1 protein-coding gene is annotated in these 2,702 nt (G+C 48.7%); it reads left to right on the top strand.

The features are described 5' to 3' along the window. Positions 1 to 2,702 (top strand): SNF2-related protein (locus tag AB5Z01_RS13595; RefSeq protein WP_368365611.1); only part of this gene is annotated, 2,702 nt, incomplete at both ends.

Raw genomic sequence — 2,702 nt, 5'->3', positions numbered from 1 at the left:
CTTGTCGCAGGACTGGAAAAGAGCTATGATAAGACAAAGCTCCTTGAAAAGTCCGATATTTTCACAAAGCGGACTATCGTGCCGCCGAAGGCTGTGGAACACGTTGACACGGCACTTGAAGCACTCACTCTCTCCATTGCGGAGAAAGCAAGGGTTGACTTTGAGTACATGAGCAGTCTGACGGGGATGACCGAGGACGAGCTGAAGCACGACCTGACGGGTGAGATTTTCAAGATTCCCCATACGGAGAACGAGTATCAGACGGCTTCGGAGTACCTTTCGGGCGATATTCGCAAGAAGCTCCGTGAAGCTGAGGAGATCGCTGAGTATGATCCTGACTTTAATATCAATGTATCGGCGCTGAAACAGGCAATGCCTGAACCGCTGAAAGCCGGAGATATTGACATTAAGCTCGGTGCCGCTTGGCTTGATCCGAAATACTATGAGCAGTTCATGTATGAACTGTTGCAGACTCCGGCATATCAGCGGAGTGATAGTCCGTCTGCACGTTGGAACAAGTCGGCTATTGTCGGTGTGGAATACTCTGTCCACGCAAATTCCTTCCATGTAAGCAACAAATCTTCCGACAGGTCGGTGCTTGCGACTCAAAAGTACGGCACACACAAGATGAACGCTTATGACATCTTTGAGCATTTGCTGAATCTGCAAGAGCCGAAGGTCTACAAGACGATCGAAGTGCCGGACGGCTTGGGCGATACTAAGGAAAAGCGAGTGGTGGATATTGATGCTACCCGTGTTGTACAGCGCAAAGCTGACGATATTCGCAAGGCTTTCAAGGCGTGGATCTTCAAAGATCCTGTTCGCCGTGAAGCTATTGTGGAGCGTTACAATGAGCTGTTCAACAGTATCCGTCCCCGTGAATTCGACGGCAGCGCACTTTCTTTCCCGATGATGACTGCGGACATTCATTTGCACGATCATCAGAAAAATGCTATCGCTCATGCAATGTTTGGCGGCAATACGCTGTTTGCACACTGCGTTGGTGCAGGAAAAACCTTTGAAATGATCGCAACTGCGATGGAATCAAAAAGGCTCGGTCTTTGCACAAAATCGCTGTTTGCTGTGCCGAATCATCTGACAGAGCAGATCGGTGACGATTTCCAGAAGCTCTATCCGGGCGCTAACATTCTTGTTGCGACCAAAAAGGACTTCAAGAAAGAAAACCGACAGCAGTTATTCGCTAAGATCGCTACGGGCAACTATGATGCAGTTATCATCGGCCATTCTCAGCTCGGCAAGATTCCTGTTTCAAAGGAGAGACAGGTCATGACCATTCAGAGCCAGATCGACGATATTCTGCGTGGTATCGAGGAACTTAAAAAGAGCGAAGGCTCTAAGTTCCAGATCAAGGCTATGGAGCGTACCCGTAAGAGTTTGCAGAAGCAGCTCGATAGGCTCGAAAAAGCAAATCAGGACGATACGCTGACCTTTGAACAGCTCGGAATCGACTGTCTGTTCGTCGATGAGGCTCATGAGTTCAAAAACCTGTTCGTCGCCACAAAATTGCAGAATGTAGCCGGAATTTCCAATTCGGCTTCGCAGAAAGCACTTGATCTTTTCCTCAAATGCAGATACCTCGACGAAAAGACAGGCGGCAAGGGCGTTATCTTTGCAACAGGAACACCTCTGAGCAATTCTATCACAGAGCTGCACACCATGATGCGTTACTTGGAATACGATTTCCTGAAAGACCACGGCTTGCAGCACTTCGATAATTGGGTTGCGGTGTTCGGTGAGCAGAAAACAGACTATGAGCTGAAACCTGCGGGCAATGGCTTCAAGGAGCGCACCCGTATCGCTAACTATACAGGTCTGCCCGAATTGATGAGTATGTTCAAGCAGGTCGCTGATATTCGTACTGCGGATACGCTGAAACTCGATGTACCTGATTGTGATTATCAGGTGGTCCAGGTCGAAGCTACTCCCTTTCAGCGGGAACTTGTTCAGGAGCTTGCCGACAGAGCTGACGCTATCAATGCAGGAAATGTTGATCCTACGATCGACAATATGCTCAAAATTACGTCGGACGGAAGAAAGCTCGGTCTTGATCCGAGACTGATTGATCCGTCCTTTGAGGATAACCCTGATACGAAGCTGAACAGGTGCGTTGAGAACGTAGCCCGTATCCACGCTGAAACGGCTGAGGACAGGCTTACGCAGATCATCTTCTGTGATTTGGGTGTTCCACACAAGGCAGCAGAAGCAGCGGTCGAGGGCGAAGATGCCGATGATGCTAAGGATAAGAAGTCTATTGCTGAGGTCGAATCTCTTGAAGAAGAATGCGACTTCTGCGTGTATGACGATATTCGTGACAAACTGATCGCAAGGGGTATCCCTGCGGAGGAGATCGCATATATCCACGATGCGAAAACCGAACAGCAGAAAGCTGACCTCTTTGATAAAGTCCGCAGCGGAGAGATCCGTGTCTTGCTCGGTTCAACTGCAAAAATGGGTACAGGTACTAACGTACAGAAACGGCTTATTGCAGTCCATGACCTCGATATTCCGTGGAGACCGGCTGATCTGGAACAGCGCGCCGGAAGAATTATCCGTCAAGGCAATGAAAACAAGCAGGTGCAGATATTCCGCTATGTTACCAAAGGCACATTCGATGCTTATTCCTATCAGACTTTGGAGAACAAGCAGAAATTCATCTCTCAGATCATGACAAGTAAGACTCC

The sequence above is a fragment of the Ruminococcus sp. RTP21359st1_H3_RTP21359_211015 genome (assembly GCF_040909065.1).
GTDB lineage: Bacteria > Bacillota > Clostridia > Oscillospirales > Ruminococcaceae > Hominimerdicola > Hominimerdicola aceti.
This window is presented reverse-complemented; position numbering and strand designations above follow the sequence as displayed.